This window comes from Paraburkholderia lebeckiae, assembly GCF_050436225.1.
In the GTDB taxonomy this organism is placed as follows: Bacteria; Pseudomonadota; Gammaproteobacteria; order Burkholderiales; family Burkholderiaceae; genus Paraburkholderia; species Paraburkholderia tuberum.
Genome location: NZ_JBNDLU010000001.1, coordinates 2899810 through 2920556 on the forward strand (window position 1 = coordinate 2899810; position 20747 = coordinate 2920556).

The window sequence follows — 20747 nt, forward strand, 5'->3', positions numbered from 1 at the left end:
GAGCGCAGGCATGGCCAGGATGACAGCCGCTGAAAGAAAAAAGGCACAAGAGGAGCTGGTGAAACAGGTTCCCCTCAACGTCGTTGGCGATCCAATCCTTGCCCATTGTGATGTAAGAGTCAAGGCCATATATCGAAAATCAGCAAGCGAGCTGCCAGAGTTTGCAAAAAATTGGCTGGTCCTTGCACTTCCAGCTTTCAATCGAGCCGCGATTCTTGACGCGATGGTGAGTGGCTTCAAGGTAAAACACCCAAAATCAAGCCGCCGCCTCACAAAGTCGCAGCGCATGATAGCCTTGGGCAGAATCTCTCGCGTCTGGGTAATGCTTCCGGTTCACATCCAGCTTCTGGATTGGCTCTATGTGGCATTGCGGTCGCGATACCACGGTTTCCGCTCTTCCGTTGAGATCAAACGGGAATTGCAGGCGTCCTACGCCGAGATCCAACGCGGCAGATTCCGACTCCTGGGTTTTCCACGGGAGAGTCATTCCGAGTGCTTGCCGGTATTCGCGTTGTCGGGCGTTGGCAAGACCACTGCTGTCAAGATGGTCCTCAGTACATTGCCTATGATCATAGAACACGACCGGCTGCCGGGCACATCGGTAGGAATCGCCCAGACGGTCTGGGTGTTCGTGAGTTGTCCACATAACGGAAGTGTGATTACCCTTCTTCAGGGGATTGTGCATTGGTTCGATCTTTATCTAAATACCCGGTATTGCGATGAGGTGGCCTCAGGAGCCGGTTCAGGTGTCTGGATCCAAAAAGTCATTATGGTTCTATCTCGGCACTACACAGGCGTGCTGATTATTGACGAGATTCACAATGCCCTGAAAGCGGCCAATCGCACAGAGCTGATCGACTTCCTGACTACGCTGTTTAACGCGCGTTGCTGCGCCTTCATCTGTCTTGGCTGCCCCGAGGCGGAAAATCAGCTGAAAAACATATGGACGCTACGGAGGGTTAGCAGCGGCGGCAAGTTGCCGATGACACCTTTCCAGCCTGGAGAGCTCTGGGATCGTTTCGCAAATGCCCTCATCGCAATCGATCTCCAACTGCGGCCTTTCAAGGACCCGGTCGCGATACGCGCTACGCTTTGCGATCTCAGTGCAGGTATGCCTGCGATCGCCAAGCTGGTCTGGCGTCTGTCACAGTACGAAGGAATCTTTCTTGAGGACCTGGACCCGAAGGATTCCGGCTTTGTCGTGGGCCAGATCACACCTGACCTGATGAGCATGGCTGCTGCACGTGGTCTGGGTCTTGTGGAAGGTATGCTGACGGCAATCAAAAACCGGGATTACAAGAAAATATCTGAGCTGACGGAGATGGCGATGGATAAGGTGAGTGCATATCTCGCACAGTCGGAAACCGGCGTAGAGGCCCAACGTGCCCTTGATGAAGCCGAGGCCCGGGTTTTGCGATATGCCGAAGTGGCGGACGCTTTGATAGATCTGCACATACCAAAAATCGAAGCGGAACAGTATGCACGGGACGTCACTGACGGCGATGAGAACAGCTCCGTCGCTCAACTGATCCGGCGCGCAATCGCCATGTATGAGAAATCCACGGGAAAGCAGGATTCAGAAGAGGCAATCGTCGCGAAGCGCACAACACCAGTGCGTAAATCGCCGACGCTGGCGAACAGATCACCCAAGGCAGCCCCTGCGAAGGCGGCGCGCGGTGGACGGACAACTAGCCCCAGGCATAAAAACGCCGCCTCAAAAAAATAATATGAGCGTTTATCTGAACGAGGGTGCCCCCGATGAACCTTTGTTCAGTATGGTGGCCAGCTACGGAAAGCAGATGCTGGTCACCGACTGGAAGATGTTTGTTTCCGGCCTGTTCGGTTACGGTGCGCGGTTCAATACTGGATTGGCCTATAACCTGAATGAAGTTGCACAGCAGACGCGCGTATCGCTGGGAATGTCAGCCATGGAGATAGCCGAGAGGCTTACGCTGTTTCCATATTACGCGAGGTTCTGCTCCAGGCCGTTAAGGAGGCGATTGCTGAGCCGGATGTTGACATGGTCCTCAAAGCATCAACCAGGAGATGTGCAGAAGCTGATACAACGGCCTCACGTCATCAGATTCTGCCGTTCATGTGCTAGCGAAGACCGCAGTAGTGGCAGGGTAGCGACCTGGAAAAGATGCCATCAGCTCCCGGGAGTTCTTGTGTGCCCGCATCACGGCGTGTGGCTCCTCGAATGTCCTGTGAATGTCCAACCCTATTCCGCATGGCCGACATTAACCGATGTAAAGCAAGCCGTCCGAGTTGAGCTAGATGTCTCTGAATCGCAACATCGCGATCAGGCGTGTAGGCGATCTGTCTGTCAGTTTGCTCTGCGATATTGGAAGCGACGCGTCGCCGCCGGGTGAGGGAGGATGGTTGGAGGTTGCCCGTAGCTGCGGATACGCGCGGGGAAAAAACACGCTGGAATCCGCGCTGGTCTGTGAGAATCTGATTGATACGTTCGGAGAGAGCTATCTCTCCCGATGCGATCTACTGCCTTCGGGACGACAGAACTGGGTGGTTGGCCGCGTTCTTGGTCAGCAGAGTGCTGCCGCGGCCTTGCCTGAGGTCTTGCTCCGAGTTTTCTTCGAGACCCGGCGATCGGCCAGCGATGAACACTGGCCGGTCTGTCCGAGCCGCTATGCTGCGCACGGCGCTGCTCATCCAGCTGAAATCCGAACCAGAAGTCACGGAAAGCTTTTCTGCTCTTGCCGGTGTGGCATGTCGTTTGTCAAAAACTTGCGAGACGGTGACACCGACCCAGTAATTTCAGTGTACGGTGAGCCCTATGCGGCTGAAGCTCTACGGTTGACAAATTGCGGACTTTCAGGAGCGGAAATAGCGCGTAGGCTCGGGGTATCCGAAACCACCGCCCGCAATTTGACACGCCGCTCGCAGCGTTACGCAAGGTCTTCGGTCGAAGCGACTGCTGCGCGCGCCGCGCGCGACTGGAAAGCAGCGGTTAGATCCGCTGGTACCGTGAGCATTGTTCAGAAAGAACGCGATGGTTTATATCGCCGCGTTCGCCGATTTGATCCAGAAGCGCTCGCAAGCACGCGGGGGCGGGTCCGGTCGAAGCGAAGCTGAAGGGCGATCCAGCCCGCTCCAGGATGCAGTGACGGCCATGGGTCATCTCCGCTGCCCGTTACAACCGAACCTTCGGTTTGGTCGTTGAAGGACGTCGAGAATTTTTTGATGATGGATGAGTTTCGGCGCCAGGGGACAGGTTGCGAAAGGTTACTGCTGACCGGAGCTCCGTGATGACAATATTTCTTGCCGAACCATTACTCGACGAACCGCTATCTGGTTGTGCGGCCCGGTACATGTCGGATATGAATGCCCGGCCAGCATCGGTTATACAACACCTGTTCGGTTACCATGCCCGTCCAAGTAGTCTTGCCTTCGGGCTTTCACATGTAGAAAGCGTAACCCGAGACTGCTGGGGCATGTCAGCGAGAGAGATAGCCGAACAAAGAACAAATTACCCGTATTTCGCTGCGTTGCTTGCTCCTTCGGAAGCGAATGGTCTGTTTCAGAAGATGCTGTACCCAGTTAGCCGGGGGCACGCCCCAGTCGTGCATCGTGAACGCGGAGCGGCTCGTCGACTTCGTTACTGTAAGGCCTGCTTTAGTGAAGATCTACGAAATGGTGTTCCTAGACATTGGAGGCGGGCGCATCAGCTGCCCGGCGTTTGTGTTTGTCCATGGCACGGCGGCATGTTGTGGCAGGCCCTCAATCCTAAGTTTTTTCGGGAAGGCTATATCCTGCCGCAGGACCTAACAGAGCTAGAGTGCTCGCAACTCAGCATTGAAATGTCGGATGCGCAACTGCAGGCCTGTCATCAAATCGCGCGCCTTTCCTATGGGCTTCTGGAGAGCAAGGTCTCAGTGGACGCGAGTTCTTTCTGGAAGCAGGTCATGAATTTCGCGCCAGGAAGGACCTTGGGTGGGATCGAGTGGTCCACTCTGCGTGAGTTGCAGGCCGCGATGTCCAATTATTTTGGTCCTGCTTTCCTGCGGTGGGTCGGAGTGCCAGACAGGCAGGATCCTCATGTAGGGCGAAGGCTGTTTGGAAGCAGAAGTACGTATTCGCTAATGCCGGTTACGATAGTCATGCTGGCTGCATGTTGCGATGCGATGAGCGGGGAGAACGTCGGAAAACTTACTTTTGGCGTGAAGAGGCCGCGGCTGGTGATCTACTGCATGAATGTCGGCGCCGCCCATGGCTCTCGCCATTCTGTCGACGCTATAAGACGGCGAGGCGATCATTATGCAGCTCAGTGTACCTGTGGCGCGCATTTCAAATTTACCCAATGGCTCGGGCATGAGGCCAGCAACGCGGAGCCATGCGGACTTGGGCGAAACGGAAGGAGCGGTAAGCCTCGTTCATCTTTAGGGCAAACCGTACTTGCGCTGCGCGCGCAAGGAAAAACCCTTCTGGAAATCGGAGCGTTGCTTAAACTCGACAGTAAAACCGTCGGAAATCTCGCTCGTATGCGCGTCAAGCCATAGTTGCGCCCATCAAAATTAACAAAACAGCGGCATGCGAATGGCTACTGAAGGACGCTCGGCGACGGCCTTCAAATCCGAAGGTTGGTCAAAAGCGTAAATCTGCCCCTTTTATCGGTGTGCCGCTAGGCATTATGGGGTTGGCCGAGTCGCAACTTTCGCCAAATTCAGCGACGCAGTAGTTGCAATCGGCGTCATAGGTCGCGACTTTGTCCACCAGTCTATGCAAGGGTTAGCCGATCAAACGCCTATGCGGCACAGGGGCCAAGTCGCAACTTTTTTGACAACTGAGATCACGGCCCTCGTGCTGGCGAACAGCCTCACCCTCGGCATCCTCGAAGGCGCGCAGCCCGCGTTCATCAGCGAACTGTTGCCGGTACATCTGCGCTTCTCGGGGCTTGGCATCGGGCGCGAAATCTCCTCGGTGCTCGGCGGCGGCCTGTCGCCGATGATCGCCACGGCGCTGCTCGCGCACTATCGCAGCGCGACGCCGGTCGCTCTGTACCTCGGCGTGCTCGGCGTGATCACCGTGATCGCGACGCTGCTCGCCCGGGAGACCTATCCGAAAGCGATGCGCATCGAAGCGCATCAGGAAACCGAATGACATCGTTCACATCACTGACTCAAGAGGTAACGCGCATGCACGCCGTTCATACCGCCAGCGCCCGCGCTTGCACTGCCGACGCACCCATCATCGACACGCAGGAGGACTACCCCGAATACACGGGCCCGCTGTCGCTCGATGACCTGATCACCGAAGTCGAGCGTCGCCGCGACGAGTTCGATGCGGTTTCACACGTCCCGCGCGACATGATCGTGAAGATGAAGCTCGCGGGCATCTTCCGCGCGAGCACGCCGAAACGCTTCGGCGGCGACGCGCTGCCGCCGCCACAGTTTCTGGCGATGCTCGAACGCATCGCGATCGCCGATGGTTCGGCCGCATGGGTCGCGGCCTTTGGCTCCGCGAACACGTATCTTGCGTCGCTGCCGGTCGAGACTCAGGCCCGCATCTACGCGTCCGGTCCAGACCAGGTTTTCGCGGGCGGCCTGTATCCCCTGCAACCGGCCGAGCGTGCGCCCGGCGGCTACGTCGTGTCGGGTCAATGGCGTTTCGCGAGCGGCTGCAAGGGCGCGGACTGGATCGGCGTCGGCATCGGTGGCGCGCCGGGCCAGGTCGGCGACGCGAACGCGGGCAAGCCGTTCACGGCCGTGTTTCCGGCGAGCGAAGTCGAGATCGTCGACAACTGGAACGTGGTCGGCATGCAAGGCACCGGGAGCCACGATCTGCGCCTGAAAAACAAGTTCGTCGACGAGCAATGGACCTTCGTGCGCGGCGGTGCGCCGCTGATCGACGAGCCGCTCTACCGCTACCCCGCCGTCGCATATCAGGCGCAGGTGCATGCGGCGGTGAACCTCGGGCTCGCGCGCGCGGCGCTCGACCTGCTGGCCGGTATGTCCGGCGTAACCAGAACGACGACCGGCGCGCCGCGTCTTGCCGACCGCGCGTACTATCGCTCGGGTCTCGCGCAGGCGGAAGCGAATCTGCGCAGCGCGCGCGCGTTCTTCTTCGAGTCGGCGCAAACTTCGTGGCGCACGGTCATGGCGGGCGACCCCGTGTCGCCCAGCGAGGCCAATCTGCTGCGGCTCTCCGCGACGCATGCCGCGCATACGTGCGCCGAGGTGGTCATGCAGGCGTACAAGATGGCTGGCATCGGTGCGATCTATCGCGAGAGCCGCATGCAGCGGATGGTGCGCGATTCGATCGTCGTCACGCAGCACGCGTTTCTCGGCGAAGGCACCTACGACGCGTCGGGCGCGCTGTTCGTCGGCATACCGCCGGTCACGCCCTATCCCTGAGCGACGTAGGAGCGACTGTCATGACACACGACGAAACGCGCACGCACTTCCGCGACGCGATGGCTTGCCTCGGCGCGGCCGTCAACATCATCACGACCGATGGTCCGCGCGGGCGCTGCGGCATCACCGCGAGCGCGGTCTGTTCGGTGACCGATACGCCACCGACCATGCTGGTGTGCATCAATCAATCGAGCTATGTGCATGACGTGATGCACGAAAACGCGAACCTGTGCATCAACATCCTTGGCGCGCACTGCCAGGACCTGGCGCGCGTGTTCGCGGGCATGACGGGTTGTTCGATGGACGCGCGTTTCGATCAATGCGCGTGGCAGCCGGGAGCGCTCGGCGCTCCGGTGCTTGGCGACGCGCTCGCGAGCCTCGAAGGACAGATCGTCGACAGCAGGACAGTGGGCTCGCACTCGGTGATGTTCGTGCGGATCGACCGGATCGCCACGCGCGATGACGGCGATGGCCTCGTGTACTTCGGCAGGCAGTTCCACCGGCTTGTGCGTGCCGGTGTCGCGGCTTGCGAGGCGGCATGACGATGCAGGTCTGTCTCTTTCTGATCGGCACGAGCGACGCGCGGCAGTCGCTCACGGACCCGCCCGCGCTGCTGCGGGCCGCCACGCAAGTCGCGGGGCTGCGCAAGCTGATCGTGCACGAGCCGATCGCGGGACAGGTCGATGCGCGTATCGCACCGGCGGCCGATGCGCCGTCGTGCGTGCTGCAGTGGTACTTCGACGAACTCGAGCCGCTTGAAGCCGCGCTCGAACCTGACGGCGCGATCGCGCACGCGTTGCATTCGGCCATGCGCGCCGAATTCAGCCCGCGAAGCTTCTCGCAGCAGGTGATGGCCGTGCGCATCTTCGCGCCACCGCAGGCTGCGTCGGTCGAAGACAACGCGCAACGCTGCACCTATCTGGTCGCATACGAAGGCGTCGCGCAAGACTTCAACGCGTGGCTTACGCACTATCTAGCGCATCATCCGCCGTTGATGCTGCAATTGCCGGCGCTGCGCGAAATGGAGATCTACACGCGCATCGACAGCCGCAGCGGTTTGCCGTTTGCGCGCGCGAGCGCGATGCAACGCAACAAGGTCGTGTTCGACGATGCGAGCGCGCTCACCGATGCGCTCGCGTCGCCGGTGCGCGATGCGATGCGCCGCGACTTCCACGCGCTGCCGCCGTACAGCGGGGCGACGCCGCATTTTGCAATGCGCAGCATCTACGGTAACCTCGCCGCATATTGACCGGCGCGTCGCGCGGCCAGCGACATGCCTTAGTTTGCGAGAGCTGCGCATGAACAAGCTGAATCCCGGCATCGCCGATCTGAATCTTCTGCGCGTGTTCCTCGCGATCTGGGACCTGCGCAGTCTGACGGCGGCCGGCGATCGGCTCGGTCTCACGCAACCGGCGGTCAGTCATGCGCTGCGCCGCCTGCGCACTCTGTTCGAAGACCCGCTGTTTTCGCGCACGCCCAACGGCATGGTCCCCACCGATGCCGCGTACCGCCTTTATCCGCCGCTCGCGCAAGCGTTCGCGATCATCAACGAAGCCGTGCAGCAGTTGGCGAAGTTCGAGCCGTCGACCGCGCGACGGGTGTTTCGCGTGTCGATGTCGGACATGTCGGAGTTCTACTTCTTGCCCCCGCTCGTCGCGCTGCTCGATCGCGAAGCGCGCGGCATCCGCATCGAGGTTGCCAATGTGCCGGTCGAGTCGGTCAGCGCGGCGATGCGCGTCGGCGAAGTCGATCTCGCGCTCGGCTATGTGCCGGGTCTCGACGCGGGCTGCGTGAGCCAGACGCTGTTCGTCGACGAGCACGTGTGCGTGGTGCGCGCCGGTCATCCGTTGCGCAAGACGAGGCCGAGCCGCGAAGATCTGACCGCGCTACGCTACGTGTACGCGAGCACCAATGCGACCGGGCATCGGATGGTCGAGCAATGGCTCGACGAGCTGAACCTGAAGCGCGAGGTCGTGCTGCGGCTGCCGCATTTCGTCGTCGCGCCCGAGATCGTGATGAATACCGATCTTGCCGTGATCTTTCCGAAAAGCATCGCGAAGCGCTTCAACCGCGGCAAGGCGTTCCGGATTCTGCCGCTGCCGTTTCCGCTGCCGCCGATCGAAATCCAGGTGCACTCCCACTCGCAGTTCGCGGCGGACCCCGGCATCGCGTGGCTGCGCGAGACCATCCATACGATGTTTCATCAGCCGGCACGCTGAGCGGCCGTGACCTTGCCCGCGGGTGCCCGGGAACGCCGGGCATATTAGCTGCACTGATACCCGCCCTGCTTTTCGGCTAATTTGACGCCACTACCTGTCGCCTCGACACTGCGTATCGTGCGAAGCCTTTTCTGAAAGGCCGCACTCCCCCAATTCAGATGCGAGCAGACATGTCCTCAGTTCAATCCCCGATCACGACCGAGCGCGCCACGGCAGAGTCGGATCGCGCACTCAGGAAAATCATCATTGCGTCGGTGGCCGGCAACGCGATGGAGTGGTACGACTTTTTCGTGTACGGCACCGCGGCTGCGCTCGTGCTCGGCCAACTGTTCTTTCCCGCGCACGCGGACCCGCTGATCGGCACGATCGGGGCGTTTGCCGCGTTTGCGATCGGCTTCGTCGCGCGTCCGCTGGGCGGCATCGTGTTCGGGCATATCGGCGACCGCTATGGACGCCGCGCGTCGCTCGTCTGGACGCTGCTGATCATGGGCTTTGCGACCTTCGGCATCGGGTTGTTGCCGACCTATGAGCACGTCGGTCTGGCCGCCCCAGCGGCGCTCGCGGGCTTGCGCTTGCTGCAAGGCATCGCATCAGGTGGCGAATGGGGCGGCGGCGTGCTGATGATCAGCGAGAACGCTCCGCCCGAAAAACGCGGCTATTTCGCGGCGTGGAGTCAGCTCGGCGTGGGCGGCGGCTTCGTGCTGTCGGCGGGTGCGTTCCTCGCGGCGCAAGCGCTGCCGCACGATCAGTTCATGTCATGGGGATGGCGTCTGCCGTTTCTCGCGAGCATCGTGATTTTCGCGCTCGGCGTGTACATCCGTCACAACCTGCCGGAGAGCCGCGACTTCGAGAACGCGGAGAAAGCCGGCAAGACCGCGCATATGCCGGTGCTCGAAGCGATCAAGCGTCACCCGAAAGAGATCCTGATGGCGATGGGTCTGCGGGTCGCCGAAAACGGCGGCGCCTATATCTTTCTCGCGTTCTCGCTCGTGTACGGCAAGTTCGTCGGCATTTCGAATTCGGTGATGCTGACCGGCGTGATGCTCGCGATGGTGGTCGAAATGGGCGCGATGCTCGCGTGGGGCAAGCTGTCGGACCGCATCGGGCGCAAGCCGGTGTATATGATCGGCGCGGTGTCGCTCGCGGTGATGGCGTTTCCGTTCTTCTGGCTGCTCAACACGCAGTCCACGCCGCTGATCTGGCTCGCGCTCGTGCTCGGCACGGCCGTTTGCCACGGCGCGATGATCGGCACGCTGCCCGCGCTCGTCGGCGAACTGTTCAGCACCGAAGTCCGCTATTCCGGCGTGGCGCTCGGTCACGAAGTCGCGTCGATCTTCGCGGGCGGCCTGTCGCCGCTGATCGCGACCGCGCTGCTCGCGCACTACCAGGCCTACTGGCCGGTTGCCGTGTTCCTGATCTTGCTCGGTCTCGTTACCGTCGTCACGCTGAAGTTCACGCACGAAACGCGTCAGCCGTAATGCTTCGCCTGCCTGGCGTGCAAGCCTTCGCGCGGTGACGTGTATGGCGCGAAGGCTTCGCTTTGGCCCGCGCAGTCTGAGGTAAAGGAGTGCGGTAACATGGCACTCCCCCAAGACCCGGTCCTCATGTCAGCGCATGAAAGTCGACACCACCACCGTTCGTCTCGTCGTCGCGATGGTCGAAGAGGGCAGCATCTCGCGGGCGGCCAACCGGCTGGGGCTCGCGGTGGCGGCGGCGTCGCGGCGCGTGTCGGATCTCGAGGAGCAACTCGGCACGAAGCTCTTCAGGCGCGTACCGCACGGCGTGGAAATGACCGAGTCGGGTGGCAAGCTGCTCGGCTATCTGCAGCAGGTCGACACGCTGGTGGACCGGCTCGCGAGCGAGGCGCAGGCACTCGTGAGCGGGTTCGACGGACGCATCGTGATCGGCGCGCCGAAAGCCGTGATCATCGAGTTTCTCGCCGCGGATATCGCTGCTATCCGGAATGCCTATCCGGGCATTTCGCTGAAGATCGTCGAAGAGAACAGCCGCATCGTGCAGCAGATGTTGCGCGACAAGATGATCGACATCGGCATCTACGAAAAGAAGAGCGGCTTTCTCGATCTGCCGCAAATGCGCTATCGCGAGGACCGGCTGGTGCTCGTTTATAGCCGCGCACATTTCCATCTTGATCCGCAGCCGGTCACGCTCGACGCCTTGCTCGAGCTTCCGCTCGTCAGCCTCGGCAAGGGCTCGGCAATCCTTGCCGCCGTGCAGCGCGCGTTTCACAGCCGCGGCCGCCGCTTCGATTGCGACTATCTGGTCAATGGATTCGACACGATGATCGCCGTCGTGCGGCACGGGCTCGGCGTGGGTCTGATGCCGCCCGACGTGCTGCGCAGCTTCCATCCCGAGGACGGCCTCGGCGTCGTCGAGCTCGCGGGTGACTGGCATCAACGTAGCTACGTACTGTCTTGCATGGAAGGACATGCGCAGGCGCAGACGCTGCGCAACGTCGAAGCCGCGCTCACGGCCGGACGGCGCGTGGCCGGCCGCTGAAGCGCGGGCGCAGCAGTTCCTGCGCTCGACGCCCTCAATTGCAAAGCACCCCCTTCGTCTTTTGCGAAACCAGGTATGACCGTCGCATTCTTGCGGCGGCACCCTCGCGTGCGCCACAGTTGACGCACGCCAACACGGTGCTGCAACGGCCGGCCGCGCGACGCGCTTCGCGCGACAGCTACCCGGCAGGAAAAACAGGAGACGACATGACGCAAAGCCACGCCCAAACACCCTCCAACGACGACGCGGAAACAAACAACCGGCCTTTGCCGCTACAAGGCATCCGCGTGCTCGACGTCAGCCAGGTGATGGCAGGCCCGTTCGCCTGCATGATGCTCGCCGATCTCGGCGCCGACGTCATCAAGGTCGAACCGCTCGAAGGCGACCAGACGCGCGGCGCCATGGGCTTCAAGATGAAAGGCCCGGACAGCATGGGCTTTCTGAACATGAACCGCAACAAGCGCTCGGTCGCGCTGGACCTGAAGACCGACGAAGGGCGCGAGTTTTTCTACAAGCTGGCCAGGACCGCCGACGTGATCGTCGAGAACTATCGGCCCGGCGTGGTCCAGCGGCTGCGGATCGACTACGAGACGATCCGTGAAATCAATCCGAAGATCGTCTATGCGAGCATTTCGGGCTTCGGTCAGAGCGGCCCGTGGTCGCAACGTCCCGGCTTCGATTTGATGGCACAGGCGATGTCCGGCGTGATGAGCGTGACCGGTTACAAAGGCGGCAAGCCCGTGAAAGCCGGCGTGCCGGTGGCCGACATCGGCTGCGCGCTGTTCGCCGTGTACGGCGTGCTTTCCGCCTATATCGGCGCACAGAAAACCGGGCAGGGGCAACACATCGACGCGTCTCTGTTCGATTCGGCGATGGCCTTCTCGATCTGGGACATGTCGGATTACTGGGGAACGGGTGTCGAGCCGACACCGCTTGGCACCAGCAACAAGATGAGCGCGCCGTACCAGGCCGTGAAGGCGCGCGATGGTTACTTCGTGATGGGCGCAACCAACCAGAAGCTGTGGTCGCGTCTTTGCGAACTGCTGGAGCGGACCGATCTGCTGACGAATCCCGAGTTCGAGACCGTTTCGCTGCGCCTGAAGAACCGCGAAGCGCTGATCGAATCGCTCGAGAAGTCGTTCGGCCAGCGCGACTGCGAGGCATGGATCGAGACGATGCTGGCCGCGGGCATTCCCGCCGGACCGATCCTGTCGTATCCGCAAGCCTTCAGCAGCGAACATGCGCAGTATCGCCGCATGTGCATGGAGATCGACCATCCGGTTGAAGGCAAGGTCAAGAACATCGGCTTTCCGGTCAAGATGCTCGGTACGCCGCAGCGCGTGCGACGCCATCCGCCGCGGCTGGGCGAGCACAACGACGAGCTGTACGCAGAGATCAACGGGGCCGCGAAATGAGCGAAGCGACGAGTGAGAAAGTCAGGCTCGAACGTCTGACGGAGTCGGTCGCGCAGATCGTGATCGACCGCCCCGAGCGGCACAACGCGATGTCGATTCCGATGTACGAGACCTTGCTGGCATTGATCGACCAATGCCGCGCGGACGAAACCGCAGGTTGCATCGTTCTACGCGGCGCGGGCGGCAAGTCCTTTATCTCGGGCACCGACATCGACTACTTCCGCGACTTTACGGCGGGCTCGCAGGGCGTCGAATACGAAGCGCTCGTCGAACAGGTGATCGACGCGGTCGAACGCATTGCGGTGCCCACCGTCGCCGCGATCGACGGTTGGGCCGTGGGTGGCGGACTCGCCATCGCTACCGCGTGTGACTTCCGCATCTGTGCGGAGGGCTCGCGCTTCGGCGCGCCGATCGCAAAGACGTTATCGAACACGCTGTCGTCACGCAATCTCGCGCGGCTCGTGGCGGCATTCGGCGTGCCGCGCGTGAAGAAGATGCTGCTGCTCTCCGATTTCCTCAGTGCCGCCGAAGCGCACGCGTGCGGCTATGTGTATGACGTCACGGCGAAGGAACAGGTCGGCAACGCGGCGTGCGCGCTCGCCGAGCGGCTCGTTGCGCTATCGCCCGTGACGCAGCATGCGGTCAAGGAGAGCTTGCGGCGCATCGTGATCGATCAAAGCCTCGCAGACGAGGATCTCGTCGAGCAGGTGTACGGCAGCCAGCGGTTCCGCGACGCCGTCGCGGCCTTCGGCTCGGGAACGCCGAAAGGCTGAGCGTCCCGGATCGCACGCGCAATCGCGTGGCTTCACCACAAAAAATAAACCGCGTCTGGAGGACGACACATGAAACGCCTGTCGCTGAAGGCCACCACCACCGTGCTGGTGATGCTGTGCCTGATGTATTTCATCACCTATGTGGATCGCGTCAACATCAGTACGGCAGCGGGGCAGTTCAAGAGCGAGCTCGGCCTCAGCAATACGCAGCTCGGCATCATTTTTTCGGCATTCGCGTATCCGTACGTGATCTTCCAGTTTGTCGGCGGATGGGTCAGCGACCGCTTTGGCGCGCGCCGCACGCTGCTTGCATGTGCGGCAATCTGGGCCGTGGCGACCGCGCTGACCGGCATGGCGGGCGGTTTCGCTTCGCTGATCGCGGCGCGCCTGCTGCTGGGTCTCGGCGAAGGCGCGACGTTTCCGGCCTCGACCAGCGCGATGGCCTCGTGGATCGCCCGTGACAAGCGCGGCATGGCACAGGGCATCACGCACTCGTCCGCGCGGCTCGGCAACGCCATCGCACCGATGCTGGTCCTCACGCTGATGACCGCGTTCAACTGGCGCCTTTCGTTCTATCTGCTCGGTGCAATGAGCGCCGTCTGGCTGGTCCTCTGGTATCTGACCTACACGGAGCGTCCCGTCGATCACCCGCGCATCACGCGCGCCGAACTCGATAAACTGCCGCCTCCCAAGACGCGTCCGGTCGATCCGCGCGGCACGTGGATGCGCCTGTATAAACGCATGGCACCGATCTCGGCGGTGTACTTCTGCTACAACTGGATCCTGTGGCTGATGCTCGACTGGATGCCGCTGTACTTCATGCATTCGTTCCACCTGAACATCAAGAAGGCCGTGGTGTTCACCTCGGGCGTATTCGTGGCGGGCGTGATCGGCGATCTCGTCGGCGGCATGGTGAGCGACCGCCTGTTGCGCAGGACCGGCAACGTCAAGCTCGCGCGCAGCTATCTGGTGGCCTCGTGCATGGCGTTGACTGCGCTGTCGCTGGTTCCCGTCGTGCTGCTGCACGATCCGATGATTTCGCTGATCTTCCTTGCCGCGGCGATGTTCTTCAACGAAATGAACATCGGCCCGATGTGGGCGATTCCGATGGACGTCGCCTACGACCGCTCCGGCACGGCCAGCGGCATCATGAGCGGCACCGGCTTCACTGCGGCGATCGTGAGCCCAGTCATCGCCGGGTTGGTCGCCGACCGGTTGCACAGCTGGGATCTGACGTTCGTACTGTCGATCGGCGTGATGCTCTTCGGCATCGTGCTGAGCTTCTTCATGAAGCCGAACATACCGTTTTCGAATGACGCGACGCAGCCGCGCAGCGAATCGCAACGCAAGGAGGACGCGCTGTCGGGCGCTTGACACTCCAGCATAAAATAAATCGTATTGATGCAAGCACGGTTTTTTAATCTATTTTGCTTATCCGATGCGGGGCGCTAGTCTCGGCATATCGTCCCCCCCAGGAATACATCGGAAGGCAATCATGCAAGCTTCAACCCTGAAAGTCCGCGTCGACGCCTTGTGCGAAGAAGCGCACGGGGTCCGCTCGTTCAGCATTTCGCGGCTCGATGGGCTGCCGTTCGAGCGCTACGAACCCGGCGCCCATATCGACGTCACGAGTCCTTCGGGCGTCACGCGGCAATACTCGTTGTGCGGCGACCCGGAATGTATCGAGTCGCAGATTTTCGCGGTGAAGAAGGAGGAGCAATCGCGCGGCGGCTCGCGCTCGCTTCATGAAGAGGTGAGCGTCGGCACCGAGCTGTCGGTCGGCGCGCCGCGCAACCTTTTTCGTCTCGAAGAAAGTGCGAACGAGCACATCCTGATCGGCGCGGGCATCGGCATTACGCCGTTGTTGTCGATGGCTTATCGGCTCGCCGCGCGGCACGCGCGCTTCACGCTGCACTATTTCGCCCGCAGCGAGGCGCACGCGGCGTTCATGACGCTACTTACGCGCGAGCCGTTCGCACGGCACGTGAAGCTGCATTTCGGCGTGCGGCCCGAGGATCTGAAACCCGCGCTCGATGCGTGCCTGCTCGATGCAGGCGCGAACGCGCATGTCTACACGTGCGGTCCCTCGCCGTTCATGGATCTCGTCGTCGCCGGCGCCCAGCAACGCTTGCCCGCGGAGGCGATCCATCTCGAACGTTTCAAGGCGGAGCCGGCGCCCGCGGCCGAAGCGTCGCTCGATAGCTTCGACGTGCAGCTCGCGAGTAGCGGTCAGACGGTGCGAGTCGATGCGAACACGTCGATCGTCGACGCGCTCGCGTCGATCGGTATCGAAGTGGACACGTCATGCGGCGAAGGCGTGTGCGGTACCTGCATGGTCGATGTGGTCAGCGGCGAGCCCGAGCATCGCGATCACTGCCTGAGCAAGGCCGAGCGCGCAAGCAATAGCGTGATCTGCTGCTGCGTGTCGCGCTCGCGAACCCCCGTGCTCGTGCTCGATCTCTGATTCACCTACGCGCCATCACATTTTCTCGAATCCCGCGAGGATCTCGGTGATGAGACCGCGCATCCACGCGATGCCTTCGTCTTCGTGGAAGTGCTCGTGCCAGTGCATCGTCACGGCGGCCTTCGGCAGTGGCACGGGCAGTGCATAGATCCGGAACGCGTCGCCGCGGTTGAGGATATGCGCGAGCCGTTCGGGTAGTGTCGCGAGCAGATCCGTCGCGGCGAGCACGCCAGGCACCGCGACGAAGTGCGGCAACGCGAACGCGATATTGCGGCCGACGCCTTGCGCGCGCAGCGCGTCGTCGAGCGCATGGTGGCTATGTTCGAGCGAGCGCACCTGGATGTGCGACGCGGCCAGAAACCGGTCGAGCTTCAGCGTGTCACCGCTCGGCAGGTCGCGACGCTTGCGCGTCATGCACACATACGATTCCTCGAACAGCAGGCTATGCCGCGTGCGCGGCAGCAGCGACGGCAGATTGCCGATCGCGAAGTCGAGCCGGCTCGAACGCAGCGCCTCCTCGATCTCCTCCACAGGCAATGGCTCGACGACCAGCTTCACGCGCGGCGCGGACTTCTGCAGCGCCGCGCACAGCGCGGGCAGATAAGCCATTTCGCCCGCATCCGATAGCGACAGACGAAACGTGCGCGTGCTCGTCGTCGGATCGAAACGTTCCGCGTAACGCAGCGCCTGACGCACGGTGTCGAGCGCGTGGCCAACGATTTCCGCCAGCTCGAGCGCGACGGGGGTCGGCTGCATACCCGCGCGCGTGCGGATAAAGAGCGGATCGTCGAACATCGTGCGCAGACGGCCGAGCGAGTAGCTAACCGCGGGCTGCGACAGCGCGAGGCGTTCGCCCGCTTTCGTCAGGCTGCGCTCCTCGACGATCGCCTGAAACACTCTCAGCAGATTGAGATCGACGTGGTCGATGGAGGTCATGGGGTCTCTTGTGATATCAGCCGAACTTATTCGGCAACCTGTTTTTAATCGATTTGACGCATGATCGTCGCAAAGCGAGACTGATGTCAACGAGAGGATGCGCTGATGTGTTGCACGCGACTCGTCGCGTCGATGTGCGTCTTCATTCCAACCACGCAACTGTTCCCGCATACGATGAGTACGCCGACCTATCAAACCATCGACACCAGCGCTTTAGCCAGGCGCGCCGAGGCCGATCGCATCGCGCCTTCCCTGTACTACGATCCCGAGCTGTTCGACGTCGAACTGGAGCGCATTTTCTACAAGACGTGGATCTGGGTCGCGCATGACAGCGAGCTGCCGAAGCCTGGCGATTTCATCACGACGACGATCGGCCGGCAGCCGGTGATCGTGGTGCGCGACAGGAGCGGCGCGGTCAACGTGCTGCAAAACCGCTGCCGGCATCGCGGCGCGACCGTGTGCGAAGAGCACAAGGGCAATGCGAAGGGCTTCACGTGCCCGTATCACAGCTGGTCTTATGCGCTCGACGGCACGCTGCGCGCTCTGCCGTACGGCGACGGTTACGAAGGCGTATGCGAAAAGGGCGATCTGCCGCTGAAAAAGCTGCGCGTGGGCGTCTATCAAGGCCTGATCTTCGCGAGCTTCAACGAAACGATCGAACCGCTCGAAGACTTCCTCGGCGGCGCGAAGCCGTGGATCGACCTGTTCATGAAGCAGGGCGCGGGCTATCCGATCAAGGCCAACGGCGAGCACAAGTTCAAGTTCAAGGGCAACTGGAAGATCCAGCTCGAAAACACGACGGATCTGTACCACTTCCCGGTCGTGCACAAGTCGTGGATGAAGTCGATCGACGACGAGACCGCCGCCGCGATCACCAGCTTCATGACGAGCGACCAGGCGTTCTGCCGCTCGCTCGGCAACGGTCACAGCCTCGCGGTGCTGATGCCCGAGATCGTCGATCTGGACCGCGACGATGGCGCGCCGCTGCCCGAGCGCTTCAGCGAACTCGCCGCGCAACTCGCGCAAAAGCACTCGCCGGAAGAAGTGCGCCGCATCGTGCGCTCGCTGATGGGCGTCGGCTTCAACCTGAACCTGTTCCCGAATCTCGCGCTGTCGATGGCGTTCTTCCGCGTGCTGCGGCCGATTTCCGCCGAGGAAACGGAGATTCGCCACGTCGCGCTCGCGATGGACGGCGGTCCTGAAGAAGCGAACCGCGTGCGCCTGCGCATTCACGAGCACTTCCAGGGCCCGTTCGGCTTCGGCAGTCCCGACGACGCCGAAGCGTGGGAGCGCGTGCAGCGCGGCTCGCATGCGGGACCGGACGTACCGATCCTCGTCAATCGCGGTCTGAATCGCGAAACGACCGCCGCGAACGGCGAGAAAACCGCCCACGCAACCGATGAAACCGGCATGCGCGAAGCCTACAGGCAATGGCGCGCAATGATGGAGCAGGCATGATGGACGACAGAAACGCACTCTTTTCCCACCAGACGTTTGCGCGCGCGATCGAGTTCATCTGGCGCGAAGCCGAATTGCTCGATCGACGCGACTATCGCGAGTGGCTCGAGTTATGGGACCCGGCGGGCCACTACGTGGTGCCGATCGATCCGAACACGACCGATTACGCGGCAACGCTGAACTACGCATACGATGATCAGCACATGCGCGAGCTGCGCGTGCAGCGCATGACGTCGGGCTATTCGGCATCCGCGTCGGATGCCGCGCGCACGGTGCGCACGGTGTCGCGCTTCACGCTCGCGAGCGATAGCGCGGACATGGTCGAAGTGAAGTCGTCGCAGATCATCATCGCGTACAAGCGCGGCACGTCGACGATCTTCGCGGCCGATCTGACGCACAAGATCAGCATGGCGAGCGGCGAGCCGCGTCTCGTCGAGAAAGTGATCCGCCTGATCGATTCCACCGATGCGCTGAGCGCGATCGGCTTCCTGCTCTGACCGGTCATCATGCCGACACTCGAAGGCTATCAACCGAACCAAGGAACGTTCCCATGAGCGACATCCGAAACCTGCCTTTGCGTGTGCTGTTCTGCTGCGGCGTCTCGCAGAACTTCTTCGACTTGCCGCGCGAACAGATTGGCGAAGTGTGGCAAGCGTACGGCAAGATGCTGAACGCGATCGAAGCGATGGAAAACGTGCGCGTGCTGGGCGTGATGGACGACGATCGGCTCGTGGTCGGCAACGCCGATGGCGCGCCGTGGACGTTCTATATCATGGCCGACGTCGCCGACTTCGATACCGCGGTGGCCGTGTGCAATCTGTATCGGACGACGCCGGTCGGCGACTACAACCTGTGGCGCTACGGCAAGATCGAGGCGCGCGTGGGCCGTGCGCTGACGGTGCCGCCAGCGGTCGCCAACCATGCGTGACGCGATGACCGATCCGGCTATCGACGCGCTGCTCGCGCGCGTCAAAGCGCTAGAAGCACAGAACGCGGTGCGTAAGACGATCGCGCGCTACATGGCGCTGTGCGATGTGCCCATGCGCGCGCTCGAGGGCGAGGCGCTCGCCGCGCTGTTCGCCGAAGACGCGATCTGGGAAGGCATCGGCCCGCAGTACGCGAACAAGTTCGGGCGTCTCGAAGGGCCGGCGCAGATCGTCGCGATGCTGCAGCGTTATTTGCCGCCCACGCCGCACTTCGCGAGCAATGTGCACTTTCTGACTGCGGAGCATATCGAGGTGAACGGCGACACGGCGAAGGGTCGCTGGATCATGTTGCAGGCTTCGGGTTATGTCGATGCGAAAGCGGAACTGATCGCGGCGCGCCTCGAAGTCGACTTCGTGCCCGCCACTCACGATGCGGGCGCGACATGGCTGATCCGCCATTTCCGTACCGAGCGTCTTTTCGATGCACCGTGGCAAGTCAACCCGGCCCAGGGAGTTTCGGCATGAGCGCATTTCTGCAGACATTCGATCTGAGCGCGACGGACAACGCCGACGCGCCGACGATCGCGATCAAGGACAGCATCGACGTCGCCGGCTACGCGACGACGGCGGCAAGCCGCGCGCTTGCCGACGCACCGCTTGCATCGGAGCACGCCGAAGTCGTGCGGCGTTTGCTCGACGCCGGCTGGCGCGTCACTGGCAAAACCAACATGCACGAACTCGCGTTCGGCATGACCGGCATCAACGACTTTTCCGGCACGCCGGTCAATCCGCAGGACGCGGCACGCATTCCGGGCGGATCGTCGAGCGGGTCCGCGTCGGCGGTCGGACAGAAGCTCGTGGACGCCGCGCTCGGTACCGACACCGGTGGTTCGGTGCGCGGCCCCGCCGCATGCTGCGGCGTTATCGGGCTGAAGCCGACGTTCGGCCGGGTGTCGCGGCACGGCGTGGCGCCGCGCGTCACGACACTCGACTGCGTTGGACCATTCACACGCGAGACGGACACGCTGATTCGCGTGATGACGGCGATCGATCCTTCGTTTCGCGCTGCCGATGCGCGTCGAGACGTTTCGCAGTTGCGCATTGGCATGGTCGCAGTCGACGCGGATGACGACATCGCCAAAGCAATCGCCGACGCTGTCGGAAAGTCCGAACTCGCCACGCAAGCGATCGAACTCGCGTCCCTGAAGGACGCATTCACGGCCGGCCTCGCGGTGATCAACGCGGAGACATCGCGCGCATTCGGCCATCTGGTGGCAAGCGGCAAGCTCGGCGCCGATATCGAAGCGCGCCTGCGCGCGGCCGCGGCCACGAGCGCCGTCGATCTCGATGCGGCGGAACGCGTGCGCCGCACGTTCACCGACGAAGTGGACCGCGCGCTCGACCGGGCCGACGTACTCGTGCTGCCGACGCTGCCTGCATTGCCGATCACGCTCGAAGCAGCACGCGCCGGCACGTCGGTGATCGGCATGTCGTCGTTGATCCGGCCGTTCAACCTGAGCGGGCATCCGGCGCTGAGCCTGCCCGTTCCGATCGAACGCTCGACGCTGAAGGCGGGCCTGCAGATCATCGGTCGCAAGCACGACGACGAAACGGTGTGCGCGGTCGCCGCGCACCTCGAAGCGCGCCTCGCGCAATCCGTCTGAGCGC

The 20747-nt window shown here is 62.2% G+C and carries 20 protein-coding genes and 1 pseudogene; 20 read left to right on the plus strand and 1 reads right to left on the minus strand.

Annotation, left to right across the window (positions count from 1 at the left end; genetic code table 11):
- Positions 1-10: 10 nt before the first annotated feature.
- The 15 genes and pseudogenes from OKW45_RS13610 to OKW45_RS13685 all read left to right on the plus strand — a co-directional run bounded on the left by OKW45_RS13610 (position 11) and on the right by OKW45_RS13685 (position 15759).
- Complete coding sequence (locus tag OKW45_RS13610; RefSeq protein WP_429468828.1) at positions 11-1726, plus strand: ATP-binding protein; 1716 nt, start codon at positions 11-13, stop codon at positions 1724-1726.
- Between the two features lies 1 nt (position 1727).
- Positions 1728-2372 (plus strand): TniQ family protein, encoded by a 645-nt coding sequence (locus OKW45_RS13615; protein WP_429468831.1) that lies wholly within the window; start codon positions 1728-1730, stop codon positions 2370-2372.
- The gene (locus tag OKW45_RS13620; RefSeq protein ID WP_429468834.1) at positions 2278-3093 is read left to right on the plus strand and encodes a TnsD family Tn7-like transposition protein; all 816 of its coding nucleotides are present in this window, start codon (positions 2278-2280) and stop codon (positions 3091-3093) included. The genes OKW45_RS13615 and OKW45_RS13620 overlap by 95 nt, the downstream gene beginning before the upstream one ends.
- A 173-nt stretch (positions 3094-3266) precedes the next feature.
- Entirely contained in the window at positions 3267-4517 is a 1251-nt protein-coding gene (locus tag OKW45_RS39645) for a TniQ family protein (RefSeq protein ID WP_503129153.1), read from the plus strand.
- Between the two features lie 289 nt (positions 4518-4806).
- Positions 4807-5118 (plus strand): annotated as a pseudogene (locus tag OKW45_RS13635) (MFS transporter); the annotation flags it as partial.
- Positions 5119-5153: 35 nt separating this feature from the next.
- Positions 5154-6371: an acyl-CoA dehydrogenase family protein gene (locus OKW45_RS13640; protein ID WP_035472151.1), complete on the plus strand. Its 1218-nt coding sequence runs from the start codon at positions 5154-5156 to the stop codon at positions 6369-6371.
- A 20-nt stretch (positions 6372-6391) separates the two neighbouring features.
- A complete protein-coding gene (gene hpaC / locus OKW45_RS13645; protein WP_018424034.1) occupies positions 6392-6913 on the plus strand; it encodes a 4-hydroxyphenylacetate 3-monooxygenase, reductase component in 522 nt (173 codons plus the stop codon).
- Between the two features lie 2 nt (positions 6914-6915).
- Positions 6916-7620 (plus strand): EthD family reductase, encoded by a 705-nt coding sequence (locus OKW45_RS13650; RefSeq protein WP_429469393.1) that lies wholly within the window; start codon positions 6916-6918, stop codon positions 7618-7620.
- Between the two features lie 49 nt (positions 7621-7669).
- Positions 7670-8590: a LysR family transcriptional regulator gene (locus OKW45_RS13655; protein WP_018424036.1), complete on the plus strand. Its 921-nt coding sequence runs from the start codon at positions 7670-7672 to the stop codon at positions 8588-8590.
- A 170-nt stretch (positions 8591-8760) separates the two neighbouring features.
- Complete coding sequence (locus OKW45_RS13660; protein WP_429468836.1) at positions 8761-10068, plus strand: MFS transporter; 1308 nt, start codon at positions 8761-8763, stop codon at positions 10066-10068.
- Positions 10069-10204: 136 nt separating this feature from the next.
- Positions 10205-11107 (plus strand): LysR family transcriptional regulator, encoded by a 903-nt coding sequence (locus tag OKW45_RS13665; RefSeq protein ID WP_429468839.1) that lies wholly within the window; start codon positions 10205-10207, stop codon positions 11105-11107.
- Between the two features lie 206 nt (positions 11108-11313).
- Positions 11314-12522 carry a CaiB/BaiF CoA transferase family protein gene (locus tag OKW45_RS13670; RefSeq protein ID WP_429468841.1) on the plus strand — a complete coding sequence of 403 codons (1209 nt, stop codon included), beginning with the start codon at positions 11314-11316 and terminating at the stop codon, positions 12520-12522.
- A complete protein-coding gene (locus tag OKW45_RS13675) occupies positions 12519-13295 on the plus strand; it encodes an enoyl-CoA hydratase (RefSeq protein ID WP_429468843.1) in 777 nt (258 codons plus the stop codon). Before OKW45_RS13670 ends, OKW45_RS13675 begins: the two co-directional genes overlap by 4 nt.
- Positions 13296-13364: 69 nt before the next feature.
- On the plus strand, positions 13365-14669 hold the full coding sequence (locus OKW45_RS13680) for an MFS transporter (protein WP_429468846.1): 1305 nt from the start codon (positions 13365-13367) through the stop codon (positions 14667-14669).
- 121 nt (positions 14670-14790) lie between these two features.
- Entirely contained in the window at positions 14791-15759 is a 969-nt protein-coding gene (locus OKW45_RS13685) for a PDR/VanB family oxidoreductase (protein ID WP_429468849.1), read from the plus strand.
- Positions 15760-15774: 15 nt separating this feature from the next.
- On the opposite strand, the gene OKW45_RS13690 is transcribed toward OKW45_RS13685, so the two are convergent.
- Positions 15775-16695 carry a LysR family transcriptional regulator gene (locus OKW45_RS13690; protein WP_429468852.1) on the minus strand — a complete coding sequence of 307 codons (921 nt, stop codon included), beginning with the start codon at positions 16693-16695 and terminating at the stop codon, positions 15775-15777.
- A gap of 174 nt (positions 16696-16869) precedes the next feature.
- On the opposite strand from OKW45_RS13690, the gene OKW45_RS13695 reads away from it, so the two are divergent.
- Genes OKW45_RS13695 through OKW45_RS13715 form a run of 5 tightly spaced genes read left to right on the plus strand, consistent with a single transcriptional unit; the run spans position 16870 to position 20743 of the window.
- Positions 16870-18153, plus strand: a complete 1284-nt coding sequence (locus OKW45_RS13695; RefSeq protein WP_429469395.1) for an aromatic ring-hydroxylating oxygenase subunit alpha — start codon at positions 16870-16872, stop codon at positions 18151-18153.
- On the plus strand, positions 18150-18650 hold the full coding sequence (locus tag OKW45_RS13700) for an aromatic-ring-hydroxylating dioxygenase subunit beta (protein ID WP_429333124.1): 501 nt from the start codon (positions 18150-18152) through the stop codon (positions 18648-18650). The genes OKW45_RS13695 and OKW45_RS13700 overlap by 4 nt, the downstream gene beginning before the upstream one ends.
- Before the next feature lie 53 nt (positions 18651-18703).
- Entirely contained in the window at positions 18704-19081 is a 378-nt protein-coding gene (locus tag OKW45_RS13705) for a hypothetical protein (protein ID WP_429468855.1), read from the plus strand.
- Positions 19074-19604, plus strand: coding sequence for a nuclear transport factor 2 family protein (locus tag OKW45_RS13710; protein ID WP_429468858.1), 531 nt, complete (start codon positions 19074-19076; stop codon positions 19602-19604). Before OKW45_RS13705 ends, OKW45_RS13710 begins: the two co-directional genes overlap by 8 nt.
- A complete protein-coding gene (locus OKW45_RS13715) occupies positions 19601-20743 on the plus strand; it encodes an amidase (protein ID WP_429468860.1) in 1143 nt (380 codons plus the stop codon). Before OKW45_RS13710 ends, OKW45_RS13715 begins: the two co-directional genes overlap by 4 nt.
- Positions 20744-20747: the final 4 nt, after the last annotated feature.

Bases quoted from the DNA above. Each gene is read 5' to 3' on its own strand.
- OKW45_RS13675 (WP_429468843.1), top strand. From the start codon at position 12,519: ATGAGCGAAGCGACGAGTGAGAAAGTCAGGCTCGAACGTCTGACGGAG.
- OKW45_RS13665 (WP_429468839.1), top strand. From the start codon at position 10,205: ATGAAAGTCGACACCACCACCGTTCGTCTCGTCGTCGCGATGGTCGAA.
- OKW45_RS13700 (WP_429333124.1), top strand. From the start codon at position 18,150: ATGATGGACGACAGAAACGCACTCTTTTCCCACCAGACGTTTGCGCGC.
- OKW45_RS13710 (WP_429468858.1), top strand. From the start codon at position 19,074: ATGCGTGACGCGATGACCGATCCGGCTATCGACGCGCTGCTCGCGCGC.
- OKW45_RS13610 (WP_429468828.1), top strand. From the start codon at position 11: ATGGCCAGGATGACAGCCGCTGAAAGAAAAAAGGCACAAGAGGAGCTG.
- OKW45_RS13685 (WP_429468849.1), top strand. From the start codon at position 14,791: ATGCAAGCTTCAACCCTGAAAGTCCGCGTCGACGCCTTGTGCGAAGAA.
- OKW45_RS13655 (WP_018424036.1), top strand. From the start codon at position 7,670: ATGAACAAGCTGAATCCCGGCATCGCCGATCTGAATCTTCTGCGCGTG.
- OKW45_RS13650 (WP_429469393.1), top strand. From the start codon at position 6,916: ATGCAGGTCTGTCTCTTTCTGATCGGCACGAGCGACGCGCGGCAGTCG.
- OKW45_RS13680 (WP_429468846.1), top strand. From the start codon at position 13,365: ATGAAACGCCTGTCGCTGAAGGCCACCACCACCGTGCTGGTGATGCTG.
- OKW45_RS13705 (WP_429468855.1), top strand. From the start codon at position 18,704: ATGAGCGACATCCGAAACCTGCCTTTGCGTGTGCTGTTCTGCTGCGGC.
- OKW45_RS13690 (WP_429468852.1), bottom strand. From the start codon at position 16,695: ATGACCTCCATCGACCACGTCGATCTCAATCTGCTGAGAGTGTTTCAG.
- OKW45_RS13660 (WP_429468836.1), top strand. From the start codon at position 8,761: ATGTCCTCAGTTCAATCCCCGATCACGACCGAGCGCGCCACGGCAGAG.
- OKW45_RS13620 (WP_429468834.1), top strand. From the start codon at position 2,278: ATGTCTCTGAATCGCAACATCGCGATCAGGCGTGTAGGCGATCTGTCT.
- OKW45_RS39645 (WP_503129153.1), top strand. From the start codon at position 3,267: ATGACAATATTTCTTGCCGAACCATTACTCGACGAACCGCTATCTGGT.
- OKW45_RS13715 (WP_429468860.1), top strand. From the start codon at position 19,601: ATGAGCGCATTTCTGCAGACATTCGATCTGAGCGCGACGGACAACGCC.
- OKW45_RS13670 (WP_429468841.1), top strand. From the start codon at position 11,314: ATGACGCAAAGCCACGCCCAAACACCCTCCAACGACGACGCGGAAACA.
- OKW45_RS13640 (WP_035472151.1), top strand. From the start codon at position 5,154: ATGCACGCCGTTCATACCGCCAGCGCCCGCGCTTGCACTGCCGACGCA.
- OKW45_RS13695 (WP_429469395.1), top strand. From the start codon at position 16,870: ATGAGTACGCCGACCTATCAAACCATCGACACCAGCGCTTTAGCCAGG.
- OKW45_RS13615 (WP_429468831.1), top strand. From the start codon at position 1,728: ATGAGCGTTTATCTGAACGAGGGTGCCCCCGATGAACCTTTGTTCAGT.
- hpaC (WP_018424034.1), top strand. From the start codon at position 6,392: ATGACACACGACGAAACGCGCACGCACTTCCGCGACGCGATGGCTTGC.